The sequence below is a fragment of the Streptomyces virginiae genome, from assembly GCF_000720455.1.
Classification (GTDB): Bacteria; Actinomycetota; Actinomycetes; order Streptomycetales; family Streptomycetaceae; genus Streptomyces; species Streptomyces virginiae.
Window position 1 is genome coordinate 16,646 of record NZ_JOAK01000030.1, and the last position, 15,681, is coordinate 32,326.

The 15,681-nt window shown below is 70.7% G+C and carries 13 protein-coding genes; 6 read left to right on the top strand and 7 right to left on the bottom strand.

Going from position 1 to position 15,681, the window contains the following annotated elements; all coding sequences use genetic code 11:
- Window positions 1–59 precede the first annotated feature (59 nt).
- Window positions 60–1,025 carry an LLM class F420-dependent oxidoreductase gene (locus IG86_RS0131805; protein ID WP_030822223.1) on the top strand — a complete coding sequence of 322 codons (966 nt, stop codon included), beginning with the start codon at window positions 60–62 and terminating at the stop codon, window positions 1,023–1,025.
- Window positions 1,026–1,308: 283 nt separating this feature from the next.
- On the opposite strand, the gene IG86_RS0131810 is transcribed toward IG86_RS0131805, so the two are convergent.
- The gene (locus IG86_RS0131810; protein ID WP_030822230.1) at window positions 1,309–1,764 is read right to left on the bottom strand and encodes a hypothetical protein; all 456 of its coding nucleotides are present in this window, start codon (window positions 1,762–1,764) and stop codon (window positions 1,309–1,311) included.
- A 321-nt stretch (window positions 1,765–2,085) separates the two neighbouring features.
- Here IG86_RS0131810 and IG86_RS0131820 point away from each other — a divergent pair, with 321 nt between their 5' ends.
- Window positions 2,086–2,643: a hypothetical protein gene (locus tag IG86_RS0131820; protein WP_157854944.1), complete on the top strand. Its 558-nt coding sequence runs from the start codon at window positions 2,086–2,088 to the stop codon at window positions 2,641–2,643.
- Window positions 2,644–2,746: 103 nt separating this feature from the next.
- Here IG86_RS0131820 and IG86_RS0131825 read toward each other — a convergent pair whose 3' ends face one another.
- A complete protein-coding gene (locus IG86_RS0131825) occupies window positions 2,747–3,916 on the bottom strand; it encodes a magnesium and cobalt transport protein CorA (protein ID WP_030901516.1) in 1,170 nt (389 codons plus the stop codon).
- Between the two features lie 175 nt (window positions 3,917–4,091).
- Here IG86_RS0131825 and IG86_RS0131830 point away from each other — a divergent pair, with 175 nt between their 5' ends.
- Both IG86_RS0131830 and IG86_RS0131835 read left to right on the top strand, forming a co-directional pair.
- On the top strand, window positions 4,092–5,204 hold the full coding sequence (locus IG86_RS0131830; protein ID WP_030901519.1) for a winged helix DNA-binding domain-containing protein: 1,113 nt from the start codon (window positions 4,092–4,094) through the stop codon (window positions 5,202–5,204).
- Between the two features lie 104 nt (window positions 5,205–5,308).
- Complete coding sequence (locus tag IG86_RS0131835) at window positions 5,309–7,021, top strand: AMP-binding protein (protein ID WP_030901521.1); 1,713 nt, start codon at window positions 5,309–5,311, stop codon at window positions 7,019–7,021.
- A gap of 54 nt (window positions 7,022–7,075) precedes the next feature.
- On the opposite strand, the gene IG86_RS0131840 is transcribed toward IG86_RS0131835, so the two are convergent.
- Both IG86_RS0131840 and IG86_RS0131845 read right to left on the bottom strand, forming a co-directional pair.
- Entirely contained in the window at window positions 7,076–7,564 is a 489-nt protein-coding gene (locus IG86_RS0131840; protein WP_030822329.1) for a glutathione peroxidase, read from the bottom strand.
- Window positions 7,565–7,632: 68 nt separating this feature from the next.
- A complete protein-coding gene (locus tag IG86_RS0131845) occupies window positions 7,633–8,568 on the bottom strand; it encodes a hypothetical protein (protein WP_030901524.1) in 936 nt (311 codons plus the stop codon).
- Window positions 8,569–8,834: 266 nt separating this feature from the next.
- Here IG86_RS0131845 and gcl point away from each other — a divergent pair, with 266 nt between their 5' ends.
- Together gcl and IG86_RS0131860 are read left to right on the top strand one after the other, a co-directional pair.
- The gene (gene gcl, locus IG86_RS0131850) at window positions 8,835–10,622 is read left to right on the top strand and encodes a glyoxylate carboligase (protein ID WP_030822335.1); all 1,788 of its coding nucleotides are present in this window, start codon (window positions 8,835–8,837) and stop codon (window positions 10,620–10,622) included.
- 634 nt (window positions 10,623–11,256) lie between these two features.
- Window positions 11,257–11,712, top strand: coding sequence for a hypothetical protein (locus IG86_RS0131860; RefSeq protein ID WP_030822340.1), 456 nt, complete (start codon window positions 11,257–11,259; stop codon window positions 11,710–11,712).
- Between the two features lie 398 nt (window positions 11,713–12,110).
- On the opposite strand, the gene IG86_RS0131865 is transcribed toward IG86_RS0131860, so the two are convergent.
- The 3 genes from IG86_RS0131865 to IG86_RS0131875 form a co-directional block, all read right to left on the bottom strand.
- Window positions 12,111–13,568, bottom strand: coding sequence for a catalase (locus IG86_RS0131865; protein WP_030822343.1), 1,458 nt, complete (start codon window positions 13,566–13,568; stop codon window positions 12,111–12,113).
- A gap of 239 nt (window positions 13,569–13,807) precedes the next feature.
- The gene (locus IG86_RS0131870) at window positions 13,808–14,698 is read right to left on the bottom strand and encodes a 2-hydroxy-3-oxopropionate reductase (protein ID WP_030822346.1); all 891 of its coding nucleotides are present in this window, start codon (window positions 14,696–14,698) and stop codon (window positions 13,808–13,810) included.
- 75 nt (window positions 14,699–14,773) lie between these two features.
- Entirely contained in the window at window positions 14,774–15,607 is an 834-nt protein-coding gene (locus IG86_RS0131875) for a TIM barrel protein (RefSeq protein ID WP_030656704.1), read from the bottom strand.
- Window positions 15,608–15,681 lie beyond the last annotated feature (74 nt).

The following is a 15,681-nucleotide window of genomic DNA, read 5'->3' on the forward strand; positions in this document are numbered from 1 at the left end:
TGCCCGCCCGCCGCGAGCCGGCAGGTTTCGGCGCGGCGGCAGCGGTTAGGCGCCGGGGCATGGTGCGCATCGGATACACGATGATGACCGAGCAGGCGGGCCCCCGGGACCTGGTCGACCACGTGGTGGCGGCCGAGCGTGCGGGCTTCGACTTCTCGGTCGTCTCGGACCACTACTTCCCCTGGCTGGACTCCCAGGGCCACGCCCCGTACGCGTGGAGCGTGCTGGGAGCCGCCGCGCAGGCCACCACCCGGATCCCGCTGATGACGTACGTGACGTGCCCGACGTTCCGCTACCACCCCGCGGTGGTCGCGCAGAAGGCCGCCACGATGCAGCTCCTGTCACAGGGGCGGTTCCGGCTCGGGCTCGGCTCCGGCGAGAACCTCAACGAGCACGTCGTCGGCCCGGGCTGGCCGGCCGCCCACGTACGCCTGGAACGGCTCGAAGAGGCGGTGGGCATCGTCCGCTCCCTCCTCGACGGCGACCGCGTCAACCACCACGGCACCCACTTCGACGTCGAGGACGCCAGACTGTGGGACCTCCCCGACGTACCGCCGCCGATCGGCATCGCGGCCTCGGGCCCCACCTCCTGCGCACTGGCCGGACGCCTCGGCGACGCCCTCGTCGCGGTCGCGCCGGAACGCGACCTGGTGACCGCGTTCGGCGAGCACGGCGGCTCCGGGAAGCCGTGCATCGGGCAGCTGCCCATCAGCTACGACCCCGACCGCGACACCGCGCTGCGCCGGGCCCACGAGCAGTTCCGCTGGGCACTGGGCGGCTGGCACGTCAACGCCGAACTCCCGGACCCGGCAGCCTTCGCCGAGGCGACCCGGCACGTCCGCCCCGAGGACGTCGCGGAGAACGTCCCGTGCGGCGATGACGTGGAGGCCGTCACCGAAGCGGTCCGCAACTACGCGGACGCCGGCTTCACCGAGGTCGCCCTGATCCAGATCGGGGGCGACCACCAGCAGCCCTTCCTCACCTGGGCCCACTCGACCCTGCTCCCCGCCCTCCGAAAGCTCTGAACCGCCGCGTGCCTGGCCGGCCCCGGCCTAAAGGTTGTTTCACAAGGTCGTCTGGATCGATACGCCGTCCGCTATATGCAGGTTTACCCCCGGCGCTTGCCTGCCGAGAATCCGGGCAAATCGTCGCGGGTGGTGCCGCGCCTCGCCGCGTCGTCCTCGGTCGACGACGCTCCGCGTCGCCTCCCTCGTCCGCCTCGCGATCCTTCCCCTCGGCCCTTCGGGCCTGGGGAGACCCCACGGCGCGATCCGACGCTCCCTGATCCGGCCTGATCGGCAAGAGCCCCTAGCACCCGTCGCCGAGGTTGATCCCCGCCGCGGCGGCCGAGTGGACGGCGTACAGCTGGACCAGCTCCATCGGAATCGCCAGGACGCCGAACCAGACGGTGGTGCCGGCGAGCAGGCCCGGCCAGGTCTCCCCGAGCCGGAGGCCGTACCGGCCGCGCAGCCGCCGCGCGAGCAGCGCGTACACCACCACCGCCGCCACGCCGAGGACAACACCGGCCCACCCGGCGGCGTACTCCGCCACGGGGAAGGGCAGCTCCCGACAGGCTTCCCGCTGCCGGTCGGCCCACTCGTGCTGGATCTCCTGCGTGTACAGGGAGGTCACCACACCGGCCACGACCAGGAACGGCACCGCCAGTGCCGCGGCCACGGTGGCGAACGTGACGGCACGCGGGCGTGCAGCGCCGTCGCCGTCGCCGTCGTGGACGTGTGCGGGGGAGGAGGGGGCGGCTGTCATCAGTACCCATCCGGTTCCGGACGGACGATGCGGATGCGCTGCTCGCCCCCGTTCCTCTTCGCGATGTGCTCCCGGCTGTCCAGGCTCACGTTCTGGAAGGAACTCGTGTGCTGCGTCAGCTTAATGCCGCAGGTCGTGACAGGTGACCACGCGTCAGTTCCGACCGGCCCACTTGAGTTCCGTGCGGCCCGTCAGGACCTCGGACGTCTCCCGCCGGCGGCCAGGATCCATGCTGCGACCCGCGGCCACCGTCAGGTCTGACGTCGTGGCAATGTGTGGGTCGTTCTGAGAGTGCGCACGTGGAGAACCGGGGTAAGGCCCTTGACTCAGATTGACGCCACCTCGTGGAGCCGTTCGGTGCGGACCCTTTTCGGGGAGGGCATGTTCGCGGCCGTGGGGGCGCGGCGGCGCGATGACTGGCGCCTGGACGCCCTCGACGTCATGCAGCTGCGGACGGACGATCCGCGTGGCTGGTCGAAGGCTGCCGCGGCACCGGGAGGGCGCGATGACGGCACCGGCCCGGGCAGCCCGTTCGCTGCTGTCACGCGAGGAGACTTCACCACGGCATTCCCTGTGTCCAGGAGGGGCGCCGAACAGATCCTGGTCACTCTCCAAGGTGATTGGTTCCAAACAGAGGACATTCCGGATTTTGATGCGCGAGAAGCCGAGCTGACCTCGCACGCGAGAACGATCCTGGAAAGATTCGGAGAAGACGCGCTGTTTTTCACCAACGCGGCGACGGCGCGAGAGAATCCCGATGCCGATATGTTCCGCCGAGAGGGTGCTTATGAGTGCTTCACCAGCCGCGTACTGGATTGTGGTGTGATCGCTCTCTCCGCCACGGAAGTCGGCATCTTCTGGAGCTTCACCGTCGACTGAGGATCTCCCGTGCGTACCCGTTCCGTCGAGGCCGCTTGGCCGTCCGTGAGGAGCCCGTCGGGCGCGTGCTGCGGCAGGCGATGCGGTTGGTTGCTTGCTTGGTCTAGAGCCAGTCCCGCTTCTTGAAGATGACGTACAGGCTCGTGCAGACCACTGCCATCAGCAGGATCGCGAAGGGGTAGCCGCCGGCCCATTTGAGTTCCGGCATGTCCTCGAAGTTCATGCCGTAGATCGTGCCGACCAGGGTGGGGGCGAAGAGGATGGCGGCCCACGAGGAGATCTTCTTGATCTCCTCGTTCTGTGCGAAGCCGGCTTCGGCCAGGGCGCGCATTTCCGCGTTCTGTTGTTGGGAGACCAGGGTGGCGTTCACCGTGAGGATTTCGGTCAGGGCCTGGCGGAAGCCGTCGACGCGTTCGCTCGTGTGCGTGACGTGGTCCGCCACGTCGCGGAGGTAGCGCTGGAGTTCCTCGTCCGTGCCGTACTTCGCGAAGCCCGCCATCAGGCCGTGGAGCATGCCGACCAGGGGGCGGGTCGCGCGCTGGAACTCGACCATCTCGCGGGAGAGTTCGTAGATGCGGCGGGAGACCGCCGGGTCGCCGCGGAAGACCTCCGTCTCGATCTCGTCGATGTCCGTCTGGACGCCCTCCACGACCGGGGCGTAGCCGTCGACCACCGCGTCGAGGATGGCGTACAGGGCGGCCTCCGGGCCCAGGGAGAGGAGGTCCGGGTTCGCCTCCATGCGGCGGCGCACCGCCGAGAGGTCCGGGGCGCTGCCGTGGCGGACCGTGATGAGGAAGTCCGGGCCGACGAAGACGTGGAGCTCGGCGAACTCCACCTCCTCCTGGGCGTCCAGGTAGCGGGCGGCGCGCAGCACGACGAAGAGGGTGTCGCCGTAACGCTCCAGCTTGGGGCGCTGATGGGCTTCGAGGGCGTCCTCGACGGCGAGTTCGTGGAGGTTGAACTCGGCCGCGAGGGAGTGCAGTTCCGGCTCCGTCGGCCGGTGCAGGCCGATCCAGGCCATCCCGTCGGGCTCCTCGCGCAGCTGCCGGAAGGTTTCGGCCAGGGTGGCCGGGGAGGCGACCCGGCGGCCGTCGCGGTAGACGGCCGAGTCGATCACGCTGCGGTGGTCCGGGGGAGTGGGGGCGGCCGGAGCCGGTCGCGGTGCGGACGGCGGTACGGACGGCGACGCATCCGCCGGGGAGGCGGGGCGCCGCCAGCCCGAGCGCTTCGCGCCGGACGGCGGCGAGGGGCGGCGGTGAGGGCGCTCCGGCATCGCAGGTCAGCTCCCGGTCGAACGTGTGTTTACGGGCAAGGGGCAGGATATAGGGGGAAAAGGCGTCGGGGTGCGGGCGCGGTGCGGGCACGGTGCGGGCACGGTCGAGTTCCCGCCGACCCTCGATGTGGAGTTGCGGACAGAAGGTGTCCGCAAGGAGGGCTAGCTTGCTGTCATGGCTTCCAGGACGACACATCCCGTACTCGACACCCGCGCACTGAACCGTGCCACGCTCGCCCGCCAGCTGCTGCTGGGCCGCGCCGAGATGTCCGCGCGGGACGCCGTCGCCCACCTCCTCGGGCTGCAGGCGCAGAACGTCAAGCCCCCGTACTTCCAGCTGCACGCCCGCCTCGTCGGCTTCGAGCCCGCCGAACTGGCCGGGCTCATGGAGTCCCGCGAGGTCGTACGGATGGTCACCATGCGGTCGACGATCCACACGCACACCGCGCACGACGCCCTCACCCTGCGCCCCCTCGTCCAGCCGGCCCGCGACCGCGAGGTCACCTACTTCCGCAAGGGTCTCGACGGCGTGGACCTGGACCGGCTGGCGCACCGGGCCCGCGCCTTCGTCGAGGGCGAGCCGCGCACCATGGCCGAGATCCGCGAGGACCTGCTCCGGCAATGGCCCGACGCCGACCCGCAGTCCCTGTCCGTCGCCGCGCGCTGCCTGCTGCCGCTGGTCCAGGTCACGCCCCGCGGGGTGTGGGGGCGCAGCGGGCAGGTACGGCTCACCACCGTCGAGAACTGGCTCGGCGAGCCCGCCGGGGCGGCGCAGCCCGTGGACGACGTCGTACTGCGCTACCTCGCCGCGTTCGGGCCCGCCTCCGTCAAGGACATGCAGACCTGGGCCGGGGTGACCCGGCTGCGCGAGGCCTTCGAACGGCTGCGGCCCCAGCTGGCCGTCTTCCGCGACGAGAACGGCGTGGAGCTCTTCGACCTGCCCGACGCGCCCCGCCCCGATGCCGACACCCCGGCGCCGCCCCGCTTCCTCCCGGAGTTCGACAACCTCCTGCTGTCGCACGCCGACCGCACCCGCGTGGTCCCGCCCGAGGTCAAGGGGCGCAGCTGGACGGGGAACCAGGCCCACTGCACCCTGCTCGTCGACGGGTTCCTGGCCGGGCTGTGGAGGCTGGAGGGCGGGGTGCTCACCGTGGAGCTGTTCGGCCGGGTGCCGAAGGCGGCGCAGGAGGAGATCGTCGCCGAGGGGGAGAAGCTGATCGCCGACATGGGCGGGCTGCCGGCCGGGACCGCCGCGTCCCCCGTACGGTTCGCGCCGATCCGCCGCTGACACGCGCCGGGCCGCCGACCCGCAGCCTCGTCGCCCCGCGACGGTCAACTCACGGCTGACGCAACCCTGGTGGTCCGTACACCGAACGCGGCACGATACCTGCCATGACGACCGAAAGTGCCCGCAGCAGCGCCACCGCCGACCCCACCGCACAGTTCCTCGCCGCGCGGGACTTCCTGCTGGATCGGCGCGGCGACTACGAAGCCGCCCACTCCGGATTCACCTGGCCCCGTCCCCACCGCTTCAACTGGGCCCTCGACTGGTTCGACCACATCGCCGCCGGCAACGACGCCGACGCCCTGCGCATCGTGGAGGAGGACGGCACCAGCGAGGCCCTCTCCTTCGCGCAGCTCGCCGTACGCTCCGACGCGACCGCGACCTGGCTGCGCGGCCAGGGCGTCGCGCCCGGCGACCGGATCCTCGTCATGCTCGGCAACCAGCGCGAGCTGTGGGAGGTGATGCTCGGCGCGATGAAACTGCGCGCCGTCGTCATCCCCGCCACCCCCCTCCTCGGCCCGGCCGACCTGCGCGACCGGGTCGAGCGGGGACACGTGCGCCACGTCGTCGCGCGGATCGAGGACACGGCCAAGTTCGACGAGGTTCCGGGCGACTACACCCGGATCGCCGCAGGGGACCGGGTCGACCAGGTCCCCGCCGGCTGGCTGCGGCTCGCCGACGCCCCGGACGCCGTCGGCGGCTTCACCCCCGAAGGGGAGACCCTCGCCACCGACCCCCTGATGCTCTACTTCACCTCCGGCACCACCGACCGCCCCAAGCTCGTGGAGCACACGCACGCCTCGTACCCCATCGGGCACCTCTCGACCATGTACTGGCTCGGTCTGCGCCCCGGCGACGTGCACCTCAACATCGCCTCGCCCGGCTGGGCCAAGCACGCCTGGTCCAACCTCTTCGCTCCCTGGAACGCCGGCGCGACCGTGTTCGTCCACAACTACGCCCGCTTCGACGCGGAGCGGCTGATGGCCGAGATGGACCGGCACGGCGTGACCACCTTCTGCGCCCCGCCCACCGTCTGGCGGATGCTGATCCAGTCCGATCTCACCAGGCTGGCCAGGCCCCCGCGCGAGGCGGTCGCCGCCGGCGAGCCGCTCAATCCCGAGGTCATCGAGAAGGTCCGCGAGGCCTGGGGCGTCACCATCCGCGACGGCTTCGGCCAGACCGAGACCACCCTCCAGGTCGGCAACTTCCCCGGCGTCCCCGTCAAGCCCGGCTCCATGGGCCGGCCGGCACCGGGCTACGAGATCGTCCTGCTGGACCCGGTCACCGGCAAGGAGTCCGCCGACGAGGGCGAGCTCTGCGTGGACCTGCGCGTCCGGCCCGCCGGGGTGATGACCGGCTACCGGGACGACCCGGACCGCACCGCCGAGGCCATGGCGGACGGGCTCTACCGGACCGGCGACATCGCCGCCCGGGACGCCGACGGGTACCTCACCTACGTCGGGCGCTCCGACGACGTCTTCAAGGCCTCCGACTACAAGATCAGCCCGTTCGAGCTGGAGAGCGCCCTGCTGGAGCACGATGCGGTCGCCGAGGCCGCCGTCGTCCCGGCCCCGGACGAGCTGCGGCTGGCGGTACCGAAGGCGTACGTCACCCTCGCGGCGGGATGGGAGCCCGGCCCGGAGACCGCCCGGGTGCTGTTCGAGCACTCCCGCACCGTGCTGTCCCCGTACAAGAGGATCCGGTGCATCGAGTTCGCCGAGCTGCCGAAGACCGTGTCCGGCAAGATCCGGCGGGTGGAGCTGCGGGAGCTCACGGCGGCCGGCTCCGCCGCGGAGTACCGGGAGTCCGACCTGGGCTGATGCGGCGGGGCGGGCAGGCCGGACCGGCGGGGCGCCCCGCCGGTACACGCGTCCCTACGCGGGCAGGTGCGCCTCGATCGCGGCGATGACCTCGGGCGCCTCCGGCTCGGTGCGCGGACGGAAGCGCGCCACGACCTCACCGGCGGGGGAGATCAGGAACTTCTCGAAGTTCCACTGGATGTCCCCCGCCTCGCCCTCCGCGTCGGGGGTCTTCACCAGCTCCTGGTACAGGGGGTGCCGGTTCTCGCCGTTGACCTCGGACTTCTCCAGCATCGGGAAGGTGACGCCGAAGCCCGCCGCGCAGAAGGTCTGGATGTCGTCGGCGTTGCCGGGCTCCTGCCCGCCGAACTGGTTGCAGGGCACGCCGATGACCGTGAAGCCCTTCGCCTCGTACGCGAACTGCAGGCGGGCCAGTCCCGAGTACTGCGGGGTGAGCCCGCACTGCGACGCGGTGTTCACCAGGAGGATCGCCTTGCCCTTGTGCGCCGCGAGGCTGGTGGGCTCGTCGGACAGGGTGGTCAGCGGGATGTCGTACAGGCTCACGGAACTCTCCTCGGCAGGCAGCGGGTAGTGCCACGAGCCTAAAGGGTGGTCAGGGGGTGTCCCGCCGGTCAGGCCCCCGATCCGACCAGCTCGTCCGCCGGGTCGTTGACCGGCTGCGGCATGCCGGTGAGGTCCATGACGAACAGCGGTATCCCGAGTTCGTCCGCGCGGTCGCGGGCGTCCGCCGTGTATCCGGCGAGGGAGAAGTAGACGCTGGTCGCGGAAGCGGTGAGTCCGTTGAGCCACACACACTCCACCGCCCGCAGCCCGGCCGGCGCGGTGGTCGGGTCGACCTGGGCCACCAGCCCCGGAGCCCGCAGGTCCACCGCCGCCGAGGGGATCGGACGCCCGTCGGGCTGCCGTACGTCCTGGAAGCCGAGCCAGCGCAGGTACAGCGCGGCGGTGGCCACCGCGTCCCGGGCCGTACGGATGGTCACCGGCCGGAACGCGGGCCGGGGCACCGCCGCGGTCGGCGGCAGGGGTATGTGCGCCGGGTTCACGTCGGGCCCCGCCGCCGGGCCGCCGCCCCCGGGCCCACCCGTACGCCCGTCGCCCGGAGCACCGGCCGCGGCACCGCCCCGGACCTCTGCCCGGGCGTCGCCCGGGGCACCGGCCGGGTCGCCGTCCCGGGCGTCCGCCAGGCCGTCGCCGCGACGGCCCGCCGCCCGGCCCGCCGCGCCCGCGGGATCCGCCGCGGCACCGGGCCCGGCACCCGGCCCCGTACCGGGCTCCGGCCGCTCCAGCGGATGCACCGGGAGCCGCACCACCGTGCCGCACGATCCGCACCCCAGCTCGGGGTGCGGCCACTCGCTCTCCCGGCCGCACGTCGTGCACCGCACCGCCACCCAGCTGTCCGACCAGGTGCGGTGGGTCAGCAGCACCGGTGGCGCCGACAGGTCCAGCGGGGGATGGACAGGGCTACCGCAGGCGCAGGGGAAGACCGGCGCGGTGTAGCCGTTCTCGCGCAGGCACGCCGGGCAGCGCACCGGTACCGCTTCCGCCATGACCCCTGACCCCCTCCGTCGCCCTGCGTAGGTCCATGCTCCACCACCGGCGACCGCCGGGGGGAGCGTGCGCGCCAATTCAGCCCCGTTCCCGCCGGCGGATCGGTGATTTGTACAAGTCGTCAAGCGAGATGCGGCTTTTGGTGCCTTCCGGGGTCCCCCACCGCCTTGACGCCGAAGAAGACGCCGCTTAGCTTGTTCCGTATAGCAGAACAAAACTTCCGGATGACGGAAAAGCCTGACCGCCAGACCCGCAGGAGAACCTGATGCCTCGTATGACAGCCGCCGCTGCTGCAGTTGAGATCCTCAAGCTTGAGGGTGTCGAACAAGCGTTCGGTGTTCCCGGTGCTGCGATCAACCCCTTCTACCGCGAGCTCAAGAACGTGGGCGGCATCAACCACACGCTCGCCCGCCACGTCGAGGGCGCCTCGCACATGGCCGAGGGGTACACGCGCGCCAAGGCGGGCAACATCGGCGTCTGCATCGGTACCTCGGGCCCGGCCGGCACCGACATGATCACCGGCCTGTACTCCGCCATCGCGGACTCCATCCCGATCCTGTGCATCACCGGTCAGGCTCCGGTCTCGAAGCTCCACAAGGAGGACTTCCAGGCCGTCGACATCGCCTCCATCGCCAAGCCGGTCACCAAGGCCGCCACGACGGTCCTGGAGGCGGCGCAGGTTCCCGGCGTGTTCCAGCAGGCCTTCCACCTCATGCGCTCCGGCCGTCCCGGCCCGGTCCTCATCGACCTGCCGATCGACGTCCAGCTGACCGAGATCGAGTTCGACCCGGCGACCTACCAGCCGCTGCCGGTCTACAAGCCGCAGGCCAGCCGCGCCCAGGCCGAGAAGGCCCTGAGCTTCCTGCTGGAGTCCGAGCGCCCGCTGATCGTCGCCGGCGGCGGCATCATCAACGCCGACGCCTCCGACCTGCTGGTCGAGTTCGCCGAGCTGACCAACATCCCGGTCATCTCCACCCTCATGGGCTGGGGCGTCATCCCGGACGACCACGAGCTGGCGGCCGGCATGGTCGGCGTCCAGACCTCGCACCGCTACGGCAACGCGACCTTCCTGGAGTCGGACGTCGTCCTCGGCATCGGCAACCGCTGGGCCAACCGCCACACCGGTTACAACCTGGACGCGTACCTGGGCGACCGCAAGTTCGTCCACGTCGACATCGAGCCCACCCAGATCGGCAAGATCTTCGCCCCGGACTTCGGCATCGCCTCCGACGCCAAGGCCGCGCTGGAGCTCTTCATCGAGGTCGCCAAGGAGCTCAAGGCCGGGGGCAAGCTGCCGGACTTCTCCGCCTGGGCCGCCTCCGCCCAGGAGCGCAAGGCCACCCTGCAGCGCCGCACGCACTTCGACAACATCCCCATGAAGCCGCAGCGCGTCTACGAGGAGATGAACAAGGCGTTCGGTCCCGAGACCCGCTACGTCACCACCATCGGCCTCTCCCAGATCGCCGGCGCGCAGATGCTGCACGTCTACAAGCCGCGCCACTGGATCAACTGCGGCCAGGCCGGCCCGCTCGGCTGGACGATCCCGGCCGCCATCGGTGCCGCCACCGCGGACCCGGAGACCCCGATCGTCGCGCTCTCGGGCGACTACGACTTCCAGTTCATGATCGAGGAGCTGGCGGTCGCCGCCCAGCACAAGGTCCCCTACGTCCACGTCCTCGTGAACAACGCCTACCTGGGCCTGATCCGTCAGGCGCAGGGCGGTCTCGGCATCAACTTCGAGGTCAACCTCGAGTTCGAGAACATCAACACCCCGGAGATCGGCGTCTACGGCGTCGACCACGTCAAGGTCGCCGAGGGCCTGGGCGTCAAGGCCATCCGCGTCACCGACCCGAACGAGCTGGGCGCCGCCTTCGAGCAGGCCAAGAAGCTGGCCCAGGAGTTCCAGGTCCCGGTCGTCGTCGAGGCCATCCTGGAGCGCGTCACCAACATCTCGATGAGCAAGACCGTCGACATGAGCGACGTCACCGAGTTCGAGGAGCTGGCGACCGAGCCCGGTCACGCCCCCACCGCGATCAAGGCCCTGCAGGTCTGATCACCGGCTCCGGCCGTACGCTGCGACCCCCGTCCCTCCGTGAGGAGGGCGGGGGTCGCAGCGCGTTCCGCCGCCGTACGGGGCCGGTCGCCGCGTCCGTTCGGGCCTCCTCACGTGCGTCGGCCGCCACCGGCCGGGGATCGGCGGCCCGCCGTCGGACACTGGCCGGGCCCGGCCGCCGCCGCGCGCCTGGCCGAGGAGGCCAAGGACCCCCACCGCAGCGTCCCCCGCGCACCGGGTGCTGCGGCGGGTGGACCCCCGTACCCGGACGCCGCTCCCGGCGACCGGGCGGCGCGACCATTGGCCGTACGCCGCCGGCCGGGCCGCCGCGAGGGAGCCTTCGACCTGGGCCGCCTCGAACTGCCGGTCGCGGTCTGCGCGCCGGCCTGGACCCTGCTCGCGCCGTTCGTCCTCGTGACCCCGCGGGAGGCGCTGGTCCCCGTCGTGGTCGTGGCCGGCCTGCTGGTCCTGGGAGGGCGGTTCTTCCTCGGCATGCTGCTCTTCGACCGCCGCTGCCTGGACACCGAACCCGGCGCCGACACCGACTGGCAGCGGCCCCGCCCCGGCCCTGCCGACCGTGCGATGCTGACCGGGCTCCGGCCCGGCCGGGCCGGACGCCTGACGAGGGGGAGACATGACCGAGCTCGGACACCCGCGTGCCTGCGAGGAGGTCCTCGCCGTCCGCAGAGAGCTGGCCGACCAGGTCGTCCGGGTCCTGCGGGACGCCGGCCTGCCCGCCTTTCGCGAGGACGCGCCCGACGGCCCGGGCCGGACGGGTCCGAGGGTCATGGTCGACGCCGACGCCGAGCTGGCGTCGGCGGCCGTCTCCGTCAGCTGGACGCCCGATTCCGGCATGGCCCAAGCGGCGAGGGAGGCCTTCCTCGCCGGCGACGTCGAGGCGCCGGCCGTCCGGCGCTTCGCAACGACGAGTACCCGTATGCAGGGTGCGCTGATCGTGCTCCTGCTGTCGGAGGGGTTCCTCGCGACGTGGGAGAACGACGACATGAATCCGGACCACATCCAGGTGTTCGGGCGCAACTCCGACCTGCCGCCCGCCCTGCGGCCCACCTTCGTGCCGCCGGCACGCTGAGCGCCGGGACACGACAAAGCGCCGAGTCACGGGACCGTCCGTGACTCGGCGCTCTGGTTGTTACCGCCCGACGGTGCGAGGCTGGCGCGACAGGACGTTCGCACCGCCGGGCGGAGTGTGTGGGGAGGGGGGTCTCCTCTTCCCGCAGGGGGCTCTGTGCGTAGCCCCTGTGAGAAGAGGAGTGGCTGGGACCGTGGCGGGCGGGCGACGAGAACTCCGGCGTCGTCTCCCTCAGGTCAAGAGACGGGCCTCGGAACCCATTACCACCGCACTGGCTCGCACGCCTGCCACGGTCCTCGTCCTGCCCTCGCCGCGTACCACCCCTCATCCGGGTCCACGGGTCGGGCTCAGCACCCGGGGCCTGACCTCCCGTCAGGCCCCCGGTACATCTGTGCGGCTCAGGCGTCGCGCAGGGCGCGGACGGCCTCCTCGACGCGACGGCCGTAGTCGGCGTCGGCGGCGTGGAAGTGAGCCAGGTTCTTCTCGATGACGTCCTCGAGGGTGACCTGAGACAGGCCGCCGGCGATGTTCGCCACCAGACGCTGCTTCTCGGCCTCCGACATCAGGCGGTAGAGCTCACCGGCCTGGAAGAAGTCGTCGTCCTTGGTGTGGGCCGGGGCCTCGTGGGTGCCCGTGTAGCCGGAGACGGCCTTCGGGGCGCCCAGTGCCAGACCGGTCTCGGCCGGGCCCTGGTACGAGTTGGGCTCGTAGTTCTTGTCGTGGCGCGAGCCGTTGCGCAGCGCCATGACGCCGTCGCGGCCGTAGTTGTCGGCCTTCGTCGCCTTCGGGGCGTTGACCGGCAGCACGGTGTGGTTCACACCGAGGCGGTAGCGCTGGGCGTCGGCGTAGGCGAACAGGCGGCCCTGGAGCATCTTGTCCGGCGAGGCGGTGATGCCCGGGACGAAGTTGTTCGGGGAGAACGCGGACTGCTCGACCTCGGCGAAGACGTTGTCCGGGTTGCGGTCGAGGACCAGGCGGCCCACGCGCTGCAGCGGGTAGTCGGCGTGCGGCCACACCTTGGTGAGGTCGAACGGGTTGAAGCGGTAGTCCGCGGCCTCGGCGGCCGGCATGATCTGGACGTAGAGGGTCCAGCTCGGGTTCACACCGCGCTCGATCGCCTGGAGCAGGTCGGTCTGGTGCGAGTTGGCGTCCTTGCCGACGAGCTCGGCGGCCTGCTCGCCGGAGAGGCAGCGGATGCCCTGGTTCGTCTTGAAGTGGTACTTGACGAAGAAGGCCTCGCCCTGCTCGTTCGTCCACTGGTAGGTGTGGGAGCCGTAGCCGTTCATGTGACGGTACGACGCGGGGATGCCGCGGTCACCCATCAGCCAGGTGATCTGGTGCGTGGCCTCGGGGGCGTGCGCCCAGAAGTCCCAGACGTTGTCCGGCTCCTGCTTGCCCGTGAAGGGGTCGCGCTTCTGGGAGTGGATGAAGTCGGGGAACTTGATCGGGTCCTTGATGAAGAACACCGGGGTGTTGTTGCCGACGAGGTCGTAGTTGCCCTCTTCGGTGTAGAACTTCAGCGCGAAGCCGCGGGGGTCGCGCACCGCGTCCGCGCCGCCGAGGGAGTCGGCGACGGTGGAGAACCGCAGGAAGGTCTCGGTCTTCTTGCCGACCGTGTTCAGGAAGGCGGCGCTGGTGTACGCGGTGACGTCGTCGGTCACCTCGAAGTAGCCGTACGCGGCCGAGCCGCGGGCGTGCACCACGCGCTCCGGGATGCGCTCGCGGTTGAAGCGGGCGAGCTTCTCCAGGAGCTGCTGGTCCTGGATCAGGAGCGGGCCACCGACGCCGGCGGTGGCGGAGTTCTGATTGTCGGCGACCGGGGCGCCGGACTCGGTCGTCAGCGTGCGCTTCGACATGGTGACCTTCCGTACGGGTAACTGCTGACGGAAAGCGTCTTCCGTCATGCGGAACAGCCTAAATTCGGCAAGAACTAAACGTCAACAGTTTGTTGAACGAAGTTGTGGGGAGAGGTGACCCGGACGGTGCCGGCGCTTGGGCGCGACAGGACAGGTGTCAGCACCGGCACCGTCCGGAGACTCAGTGCCCCCTCCTACGAGGGGACGGGCCGGGCCCTGCGAGGGCCCGGCGGGGGACCTCAGACCTGGGCGCCGGAGAGGCGCTCGACGGCGCGCAGCAGGGCCGAGTGGTCCAGGCCGCCGTCACCCTGGGCGCGCAGCGAGGCGACCAGCTGGGCGACGACCGCGCCGACCGGGAGGGCCGCACCGACGTTGCGGGCGGCGTCGGTGACGATGCCCATGTCCTTGTGGTGCAGGTCGATCCGGAAGCCGGGCTTGAAGTCGCGGTTCAGGAAGTTGTCCTTCTTGCGGGTCAGGACCGTGGAGCCGGCCAGACCGCCGTTGAGGACGTCGAGGGCGGCCTGGAGGTCCACGCCCGACTTCTCGAGGAAGACGACGGCCTCGGCGCACGCCTGGATGTTGACCGCGACGATGAGCTGGTTGGCGGCCTTCACCGTCTGGCCGGAGCCGTGCGGGCCGCACAGGACGATGGTCTTGCCGAGGGCCTCCAGGATCGGCAGCGCCGAGTCGAAGTCGGCCTTCTCGCCACCCACCATGATCGACAGGACGGCCTCGATGGCGCCGGCCTCGCCGCCGGACACCGGGGCGTCGATGACGCGGATGCCCTTCTCGGCGGCGTTCTTCGCCAGGTCCACGGAGGTCTGCGGGGTGATCGAGGACATGTCCACGATCAGCGCGCCCGACCTGGCGTTCTCGAGGATGCCCTCGGGACCGTAGTTGATGGCCTCGACCTGCGGGGAGGCGGGCACCATTGTGATGATCACGTCGGCGTCCTTGACGGCCTCGGCGATCGAGCCGGCCGCGGTGCCGCCGGCGGCCGCCAGGCGGTCCAGCTTGTCCTGCTCCAGGGTGAAGCCGGTGACCGAGTAGCCGGCCTTCAGCAGGTTCTCGGCCATGGGGGAGCCCATGATTCCGAGACCGATCCAGGCGATCTTGGGGAGGTTGCTCATGATGAGGGTCCTTCTCTTAATGCTTCGTACGAAAAGTGCGTGAGGTGCCTGGCTGATCGCCCGGACTTCGTCCTCTTACTTGGCGGCGCGGGCCTCGGCCGGCAGCCATGCGAAGGAGGCGGCGGCATCGGCGGCCTTGTACTCGAGGCCCACGTAGCCCTCGTATCCGGCCTTCTTCAGCTGGTCGAGCAGCTCCTCGAGGGGCAGCTCGCCGGTGCCCGGAGCACCTCGTCCCGGCTTGTCCGCGATCTGGACGTGCCCGGTCTTGGCGGCGTACTTTTCGATGACCTCGGAGAGGTCCTCATCGTTCATCGCCAGGTGGTACAGGTCGAGCAGGAACTTGGCGTTGCCGAGGCCGGTGGCCTCGTTCACCTTGTCCACCACCTCGATGCCGGCCGGGGCGCTCACCAGCGGGTAGAGCGGCGACTCGGGCTTGTTGAGGGTCTCGATCAGGAGGATCGCGCCCACACGGTCGGCGGCCTGTGCGGCCACGACCAGGTTCTTGAGGGCCAGCTCGTCCTGGACGGCCGGGTCCACGCCTTCGACGCGGTTGCCGTAGAGGGCGTTCAGCGCCTTGCAGCCGACCGAGGCGGCGAAGTCCGCGGCCACGTTGATGTTGGCGTTGAAGCGCTCCGACTCCTCACCGGGTACCGAGACCGCGCCGCGGTCCGGGCCCGGCAGCTGGCCGGCGTAGAAGTTCAGGCCCACCAGCTGGGTGCCGGCGTCCTCAAGAGCCTTCTTGAGGGCGTCGAGCTCCTCCTGAGCGGGGGTGGGGGTCTCGATCCAGGGCCACCACAGCTCGACCGCCGTGAAGCCCGCCGCGGCGGCAGCCGCGGGGCGCTCCAGGAGCGGGAGTTCCGTGAAGAGGATCGACAGGTTCACATCGAAGCGCTGGTCCGTGTATCCCATGAGGGGTGTGCGCTCCTTCCGTATTGCGGAAGTTATTTTCTGCTTGATGGAAGACTGCATGGGGTTCCGCGCGG

Bases quoted from the DNA above. Each gene is read 5' to 3' on its own strand.
- IG86_RS0131805 (WP_030822223.1), top strand. From the start codon at position 60: ATGGTGCGCATCGGATACACGATGATGACCGAGCAGGCGGGCCCCCGG.
- IG86_RS0131810 (WP_030822230.1), bottom strand. From the start codon at position 1,764: ATGACAGCCGCCCCCTCCTCCCCCGCACACGTCCACGACGGCGACGGC.
- IG86_RS0131825 (WP_030901516.1), bottom strand. From the start codon at position 3,916: ATGCCGGAGCGCCCTCACCGCCGCCCCTCGCCGCCGTCCGGCGCGAAG.
- IG86_RS0131830 (WP_030901519.1), top strand. From the start codon at position 4,092: ATGGCTTCCAGGACGACACATCCCGTACTCGACACCCGCGCACTGAAC.
- IG86_RS0131835 (WP_030901521.1), top strand. From the start codon at position 5,309: ATGACGACCGAAAGTGCCCGCAGCAGCGCCACCGCCGACCCCACCGCA.
- IG86_RS0131845 (WP_030901524.1), bottom strand. From the start codon at position 8,568: ATGGCGGAAGCGGTACCGGTGCGCTGCCCGGCGTGCCTGCGCGAGAAC.
- gcl (WP_030822335.1), top strand. From the start codon at position 8,835: ATGCCTCGTATGACAGCCGCCGCTGCTGCAGTTGAGATCCTCAAGCTT.
- IG86_RS0131860 (WP_030822340.1), top strand. From the start codon at position 11,257: ATGACCGAGCTCGGACACCCGCGTGCCTGCGAGGAGGTCCTCGCCGTC.
- IG86_RS0131865 (WP_030822343.1), bottom strand. From the start codon at position 13,568: ATGTCGAAGCGCACGCTGACGACCGAGTCCGGCGCCCCGGTCGCCGAC.
- IG86_RS0131870 (WP_030822346.1), bottom strand. From the start codon at position 14,698: ATGAGCAACCTCCCCAAGATCGCCTGGATCGGTCTCGGAATCATGGGC.
- IG86_RS0131875 (WP_030656704.1), bottom strand. From the start codon at position 15,607: ATGGGATACACGGACCAGCGCTTCGATGTGAACCTGTCGATCCTCTTC.